The organism is candidate division WOR-3 bacterium, from assembly GCA_039804025.1.
Lineage (GTDB): Bacteria > Hydrothermota > Hydrothermia > Hydrothermales > JAJRUZ01 > JBCNVI01.
Map to the genome: position 1 here is coordinate 1 of JBDRZP010000043.1, position 7,483 is coordinate 7,483.

General features: G+C 26.6%; 8 protein-coding genes. 4 read left to right on the forward strand and 4 right to left on the reverse strand.

What is annotated here, in order from left to right; genetic code table 11:
- The 3 genes from cas1b to ABIN73_10200 all read right to left on the reverse strand — a co-directional run.
- A partial coding sequence (gene cas1b / locus ABIN73_10190) for a type I-B CRISPR-associated endonuclease Cas1b (GenBank protein MEO0270093.1) occupies positions 1-730 on the reverse strand: 730 nt, incomplete at its 3' end.
- Positions 731-734: 4 nt separating this feature from the next.
- Positions 735-1,295, reverse strand: coding sequence for a CRISPR-associated protein Cas4 (gene cas4, locus ABIN73_10195; protein MEO0270094.1), 561 nt, complete (start codon positions 1,293-1,295; stop codon positions 735-737).
- Positions 1,296-1,309: 14 nt separating this feature from the next.
- A complete protein-coding gene (locus ABIN73_10200; GenBank protein ID MEO0270095.1) occupies positions 1,310-3,907 on the reverse strand; it encodes a CRISPR-associated endonuclease Cas3'' in 2,598 nt (865 codons plus the stop codon).
- Positions 3,908-3,968: 61 nt separating this feature from the next.
- Here ABIN73_10200 and ABIN73_10205 point away from each other — a divergent pair, with 61 nt between their 5' ends.
- The 4 genes from ABIN73_10205 to ABIN73_10220 are packed head-to-tail and all read left to right on the forward strand — an operon-like array spanning position 3,969 to position 7,183.
- Entirely contained in the window at positions 3,969-5,216 is a 1,248-nt protein-coding gene (locus ABIN73_10205; protein MEO0270096.1) for a hypothetical protein, read from the forward strand.
- Between the two features lie 43 nt (positions 5,217-5,259).
- On the forward strand, positions 5,260-5,556 hold the full coding sequence (locus tag ABIN73_10210) for a hypothetical protein (protein MEO0270097.1): 297 nt from the start codon (positions 5,260-5,262) through the stop codon (positions 5,554-5,556).
- Between the two features lies 1 nt (position 5,557).
- Complete coding sequence (locus ABIN73_10215; GenBank protein MEO0270098.1) at positions 5,558-6,559, forward strand: CRISPR-associated protein; 1,002 nt, start codon at positions 5,558-5,560, stop codon at positions 6,557-6,559.
- Positions 6,560-6,568: 9 nt separating this feature from the next.
- Positions 6,569-7,183: a CRISPR-associated protein Cas5 gene (locus ABIN73_10220; GenBank protein MEO0270099.1), complete on the forward strand. Its 615-nt coding sequence runs from the start codon at positions 6,569-6,571 to the stop codon at positions 7,181-7,183.
- 74 nt (positions 7,184-7,257) lie between these two features.
- Here ABIN73_10220 and ABIN73_10225 read toward each other — a convergent pair.
- On the reverse strand, positions 7,258-7,483 hold a 226-nt coding region (locus tag ABIN73_10225), incomplete at its 5' end, for a CRISPR-associated endoribonuclease Cas6 (protein MEO0270100.1).

Genomic DNA, 7,483 nt, shown 5'->3' on the forward strand with positions numbered 1-7,483 from the left:
ATATTTCACTCAAATCCAACGCTAAAGAAAATCTTCTTTCAAATGGCTCGTGTAAATAACTTATAGTTGGATTTAATTGAGTGTTATAAATTTCTGTTAGTACTGTTGAGTAAACTAAAGAATTACCAAAACTTATCAAACAATTTATCATGTTTTCTGGTGGTCTTCTGCTTCTTTTATCAAAATGAAATTCTTCAGGGAAAATCTTGTTAAAACTTTGATAATAAGTATCCCAAATATTTCCTTCTATTGCCATAATTGATGGGATATCATTTTGTTTCTCTATTTCTCTTATAAAAAATCTAATTTTTTCTATTTCTTCTTGCAATTCCCCTTTCGTTCTTTCATAGTATTGCAAATTTTTTATAATATTTTCTCCACAACCTTCAACAAATTTTTTTGCTAGTTCTAACCTTTTTTCTTTATTTAGATAATGTTCAACTTGTTTTACTAACAAATATCCAGATACTAAAGTTTGTCTAGGATATAAACTACCTTCATAGAAACCGTATTTGTTAAAAAAGTGTATTGGTACACCATGCTTGGAAAGATATGAAACTACAGCAGATGAAAAGGTTATTCTACCATGTGCATATATTGCATAAATTTTATTGATTGGTAAAACTTTCTTTTCTATTTCGCCTTTTTCATTCCTTTTAATAAAATAGACTGTATTTTGTTTTCTTTTTAAAATTCCATTGCTAGTAACATAGTAATTAACTCTTCCCATTTAATTATTTATTAATCCAACATAATTCAAAATAGCTACATTTTCTACAATATTTTTTCTTTTCTGGTTTTGGAGGTTTTGGTAAAGAAACTATTCTTTTAATTTCTTGAAAAATTTTTTGTAATTCAATTTCTTTTTCAGGAGTTAGCTTAACTTCAACAATTTTCCTTTTTGATGGATAATTAATTATTCCTTCTACATTTTCAATACCTTTTTCATGCTTGAGATAGTAAAGATAGTAAAGTAGTTGATAATAGTGAGCTTCTTGAAATTTGTCAGACTTTTTAACATCATGAAGAATAACTTTATCCCCCTTTTTAATAAAATCTATAGAGATTTTCTCTATAAGTATGTCTTTCTCTATATCTTTAAATGTAATTTCATGTAATATCTTACCTAAAATTACTAGCTCTGATTCATGCTCCTGTGTAACATAGTGAGAAAAATACCAAAGCTGTGTTTTACAATGGATAAAATAATTTATTTGAACTCCTGTAAACAAAACCTCATTTTCAAATATTTCTTCAAACTTTCTTGAAATTTTTTCATAGTTGCTGGTCTCCATAATCTTGATAAGCTCTAAAATATATAGACGTTTTCATAACCTGTAAGTTTAAATCCAGTTTCAGCATCATAAAATTCCGAATTTCTTACGAAGAATCTGATACTTTCTAGTAAATGGGGAAGTAATGAGCTAATATCTTCTTTTCTTTCTATTAAAATTTTTCCTTCTTTTATATTTGTTATAAATTCTTCCTTTTCTTCTTTTGCTAATGCTTTTTTAGAATGAAGAAGCAATAAATATGGTAGTATTTTTCTAAAGAAAACCTTTTTTTCTTTTACTAAACGATATGTGTACTTTGATCTGAGATATTCCTTTATTTTTGTGTACAACTCAAAAATATTATTTTTATCTAAAATTAGTTCAACAGACCACCAATCTTCTATAAGTCTGCATTTAGTCCTTATTTCGATAAATTTCAACCCTTCTATAATACTTTCATACTTATCTTGGTTTTTTAAATATTCAACTTTCTCTAAATACTTGTACATAATTTCCAAAATGTCTTTTTCTTCTAATATTTTATTTTTTGGAATGACTTGCTTAGTATGAGAAATTAGAAAAGCGCTATATATAGGAGAGTAAGAATATTTCTTATTTTCTCTTTCTTCAAAAACTTCCCATATTTCTATTTCTTCTGGCAAAGGATTATTTGCACTTCTATTTACTCTTCCCGAACTCTGAATAAGTGAGTCAAATGGAGCAAAATCTCTAAACATCATATCAAAATCAAAATCTACTCCTGCTTCAATTACCTGAGTTGAAACTACAATAAGTTTTTTTTCTCTTTCCTTTTTATTTTTTAAATTCTCCATTAGCTCAATAAGAAACTTTACCCTTTCAATTTTTATTCCATCTATAAGATTAGCAGCAAGATAGAGGAGCTGTATGTTATGCTCCTTATTATAAGAATAAATTACTTCTGCACCCTTTAATGTTGAATCGATAGATTGTAAAAAATCTCCAACAAGCTTTTTAAACTCTGGAGAAAAATCATTTGCTTTATATACGTCTTCAATTAACTTTTTTATTTTTTCTGAAAATTCAGTTGAAGATTTTATACTAAGCAGATTTAATAACTGATTACAATTTAAAGACTTTTTTAAAAAAATAAAGATCTCTCTAGCTTCTTCTACTTTATTACAAATTATTCCTATTCTTTTCTTATTAGTATTAATAATTTTTTCTAACAAATACTTTTTATATTCTTCTATCTCAATTTCTCCTTTAAATGACATTTTGTATCTATTGAATTTGCTGTAATATTTTTCTTTCAAATCTTTCGTAAGATCCTTTGCATTCTTAAATAATGGTGGTAGAGTAGCACTCATTAATATTACCCTTAACTTAAATCCCCTTTCAATGATTTTTTCTATAATTTTTTCAAAAATTGAATAAAACTCTGGATTAAAGGATTGTAGTTCATCTAAAATTAGACATGAGTTTATCAATATGGGAAATTTTAAAATAAAACTACGAGCAGGAGGAAATAAAGAAGCAAAAACTTGAAAGAAAGTAGTTATTAATATTGGTGAAATTTTAAAGTTTATGACTTCCTCAATATCTTCCTCTCCTAAATTTTCTAAAAATACTAGATGATGTAACTTTTCTACGTTTTTTTCTCCAAAAATTTTTTTAAAATTTATATCAGTTTGCTCAATAATATTGATAAACGGCAAGGAATAAATGACAGGTAGTTTATACTTCTTTGCAATAGAAAGTGCCATTCTAATACCTATATAGGTTTTACCGATTCCGGTTGGGAGTGAGATTCTAAATATTCTTAAATTTTGAATATTAACTTTTTCAAAATTTTGAATAACTTCATCATGACATTCTTTTCTTACTTTATCAATTTCTTCATTGTGGGGCAATTGTGATAAATAAAATTTTAACTTCTCCTCCAATTTACTATATTTTTCTATGTTAATTTCTTCTTCAATTTTTTTAAGAAACTCTTCTCCATTATTGTTCGCACTTAGTCTATCAGCCAAAAAAGAGATAGAAGATATGAAAAGAACATCAATATAATCATCAATAGTAGAAGAATACTTATACTGCTGACTAGCAATATTTATTTCGTCTTTTTTTACTTTTTCTAATAATTTTGATAGTTGGTTTTTTATAGAATATAAAACTTTATCTTGTTGGAGAGAGAAAAACTTATAGAATAAAGAAGAAAAATCTGCTAACACATGAAGAATCTCTTCTATATATTCCTTCTTATATTCTTCCCTTTCTATTAATTCATCTTTATTCCAAAAATCAGAAAAAGATGTGTGATGATATCTTATTATGAAATAAATTATTCTTTTTTCTTTATTAGTCAACTCTTTTGAAAATTCCGTATTCTCACAAAACAACCTAAAGATTATTCCACCATAAATTGAGTGTGGGTGAGCTAATTTTTCTCCTTTCTTTATTCTTTCTTGATTACTCTTAGTTAATTTTCCTAAGTCATGAAAAAAAGCAAAATATTTAATTATCTTTTTATAAAATTTCTTAGTTTCATCTTTTTCTGGACCTAATATATCAATTAATCTTTCGCTAATAGCTTGAATCTCAGTAAGATGATTTTCAAAAATTTTCCCCGGATGAGAATAGTATTCATTCATAATTATTAATAGATAGATAAACCAATTAAATTATTAAATTCAAAAGTATTTTTATAGGAATATGTTAGAGGCTATAGCTCAATTGGTTAGAAAACTCCCAGAAGTAAAAGAAGGAGAAGAATATATTAAAAAAATTATGATGAGTAAAGTAGAAAGAAAAGTAAGAAATTGGAAAAACTATATAATAGAAATTTTAGATAAAGAACCTTATAGATTTTTTATTCCGGGAAAAGACCAAGAAGATTTACACGCATTTCAAAGGGAAGTAATAAAGGCATTTATTGAACATTATATAATTCCGAAACAAGAAAAAAGAGGACACCTTAGTTTTTATGGAATAAAAGAGAAAAAGAAACCTCAAAACTTATCCCTAGATGAATTAAAAGAAAAAGAATCAAAATTATGGGTATGGTTAAAAGAAAATTATAATTATATAATAGAAAATAAAAGAAAGAAAAAAATAACTATTAAAATTTTGCGAATTCCTGTACCGCAACCACAAGATGTCGAAGAAGAACTACAAAAAGAGTTAAGTATGAAAAAAGAAAAAGGCGAATGTTTAATATGTCTTAATAATAAAGAACTGACTCCTTCCGAAAGATTATCTAAAATTTTTGGTTGGTTAATCAAAGCAGACAAAAATATTGCACCAATATATTTACATTCAGGAAAATGGTATGAAAAAAGCATAAGAATCTGTACAGACTGTGTAAAAAAATTAGAAACAAATAAACATTTTATCTCTTTAGAAGATACTAATCTCAAACTTCCTAATTGGAGAATTAAAATTTTCCCCTATTTTGAAAATGAAGAAGAATATGATGTTTGTAAGTTTTGGGAAGATATAAATAGAGAAGATAACTTAGATTCTATAATTGAAAATTATATAATCCCGCAAATGGAAAGCATCTCCGAAAGAATTTTCTTAACTTTAGTGTTTTTTCGTCAGGAGAAGAATAAGCAAGATATAGTTATGGAAAAAACTAAACTTTCAAACTTAATACAAGCCTACAAAATTTTTAAAAAATGGAAAGAAAGTGAAAAAATTGAGAATATAAAATTATTTGCAAAGAAATCTCTTCTTTCTTATTTGAAAAACAAAGAAATAAAAAATGAATCATTCTTTTTAGATGTAGTAAAAAAAATAATTAGGTTAGAAAGAATAGATAGTACAATGGAAACTAGGCTACTAAGTATATTTAACAAAATAACACAAAAGAACATTTTGGATTATAATCTTAAAGAAATAAGAAATAAAATAAGTGCAATAAAATTCATTCAATACTATAATAAACATCTATTATGCTAAGAGTTAAAAAATTTATATATATATTAAAGCTTATATAGAAATTATGGAAGCTAGCGCAGAAGAAGTACTTCGATTTATAGGAAAAATAATTAGAAAAATAGACGAAAAGATGAGTGGAAATCCAATTGGGAGTAAACTACTAAGTAAAGAAGAAATTAAGATAAAAGATTTAATAGGCATTGTTAACAAGATTGCGCACAGATATATTTATTATTTAAGTGAGGAAGAAAGAGAAAAACTCAATACGGAAAAACTTTCTCCATCCTTTTGGAAAGACTTAGAAATATTAGAAAAGGAAAAGAAAATAAAATTTTATATTTTTATGGGATATATAATGTAATATGGAAGGTGCAAGTTCGAAGGAAGCAGTAAAAAGAAGGGGGATTGTTTACCTTTATGGTTTTGAATGGTGTAACCCCAATGGTGATCCTAGTTTTGACAATGAACCTAGAATATTTGGAGAAAAAATATTTATCACAGATGTCTTCCTAAAAAGAAGAATAAGAGATTACGTTTACTCTAATTGCTCTAATACAGAAGTATTTCTTAGGGAGATTATTAAAGAAAATGGAAAAAGAATCACACCAGAAGAAAGAGTAAAAGAATTAATAGAAGATGTAAAAGATAAAGATTTAAATCAAATTAAGCAAAAATTACTAGAAAAATGTTGGGATCTAAGAGTTTTTGGTTTCTTAATTCCTATACCAGGAAAGGATGAGAAGGAGGAGGGCTCAAGCATTAAATCAACAAGCATTAAATCAATAGGTCCAACCCAAGTAAGTTTTGGCATTTCACTTAACAAAGTAGAAAAAATAGATGTAACTATTACGAATGTCATGGCTTCTAAAGAAGAAAAAAAGAAGGGAGGATCGATAGGAAAGAAGTATGCAGTTCCTGTTGCCATAGTAGAGCATTTTATTTTTATTAATGACATAACAGCAAAAGAAACCAATATGAGCGAATATGATTATAAATTGCTTATAGAAGCGTTACAGAATCTTAAGTTAGCACCAACACTTTCTACCTCCTCTAAAAATTCTACACCTTTATTAATTGTAGAGATAGAATTTTGCAATGAGAAATATGCAAATTTTTTTGGAATGTTAGATGTTAAAGAAAAAGTTGAAAATCCACTATCTTTAAGGGATTATGAAATTGATACTCACAAGTTATTTGAAAAACTAAATGAGTTGAAAGTAAATCCAACCTCTAATGCCTCTAATACACAACAACAAACACAAACAGATAAGGAAAAAATAATAAATGAGTTTAAAGTTTATATAAAAAAAGAATATAAGGATATCTTTAAGCTTCCTCAAGAAATTAATCCAATACTATTCTGATGGGAGAATATGCAACTTCTGCTCAAGCTAGAAACGATTTCCTTTTCTTATAGGAATCCTTTATTTTTGACTTCTTCTCCATCATTATTTTTACCTCCGCCAACTTCAATTTATGGTCTTCTAGCTGCATTACTTGGGAAGGGAAACAATGATATTAGGGAGAATAGAAAAATAATAAGAAAAGAAGTCCAAGAAAAAATAAAGAAATTGGAAATTTATTTTCCAGATATCAAAACAGATAGATTCGAATTTGGCATTCTTAGATGGAATGCAGACAAAAGTAAATGGAAGAAAAATTGGACAACTATTGTTACACAAAGTTATATTTTTCATTTTACATTCTTTGTGAAAATAGAATGTGAGGATTCATTCGGCAAAATACTTGAAGAAAAAATTAAAAAGAGTGAAAGTATTTTTACTCCTTATCTTGGATCTTCTGAAAACTTAATAAAGTCGATTTCTCTAGTAGATGAAAAAGAAATCGATATATCTAATTTTTACAAATTAAAAGAAATTGATGAAGTTGAAGTAAAAAAAGGAGAAATAATTACTGTACTTCAGTTACCATTTGGATATGATGAGAATGGTGTGTGGCAAATGAAAAAGTTTGTGATAACAAGGTAGACTCTATTGATTTTGTAAAATCTTAAGTTATTTCTCATCTTGAAATTTAACTTATAACCTCTCCGCTTCTTTCTCTATCTCATTACATTTATAAATCCAAACCCAAAGCTATTTCTTTCTCCAAAACCGCAATCAACTCCAAATTCTAAAATCTTTTTTTGCTCATTATCAAAATAACTAAACATAAATTCCCATATACTTCCTATAACTTTATACTCTTTTCCTTTAATAATAACATGATTACAAACTTCTTTTTTAAATTTAAACTGCTCAAACAAAGAAAAGCTTTCAATATTAGTT

Coding starts and splice junctions, on each gene's coding strand:
- ABIN73_10200 (MEO0270095.1), bottom strand. CDS start 3,907: ATGAATGAATACTATTCTCATCCGGGGAAAATTTTTGAAAATCATCTT.
- ABIN73_10215 (MEO0270098.1), top strand. CDS start 5,558: ATGGAAGGTGCAAGTTCGAAGGAAGCAGTAAAAAGAAGGGGGATTGTT.
- ABIN73_10205 (MEO0270096.1), top strand. CDS start 3,969: ATGTTAGAGGCTATAGCTCAATTGGTTAGAAAACTCCCAGAAGTAAAA.
- cas4 (MEO0270094.1), bottom strand. CDS start 1,295: ATGGAGACCAGCAACTATGAAAAAATTTCAAGAAAGTTTGAAGAAATA.
- ABIN73_10210 (MEO0270097.1), top strand. CDS start 5,260: ATGGAAGCTAGCGCAGAAGAAGTACTTCGATTTATAGGAAAAATAATT.
- ABIN73_10220 (MEO0270099.1), top strand. CDS start 6,569: ATGCAACTTCTGCTCAAGCTAGAAACGATTTCCTTTTCTTATAGGAAT.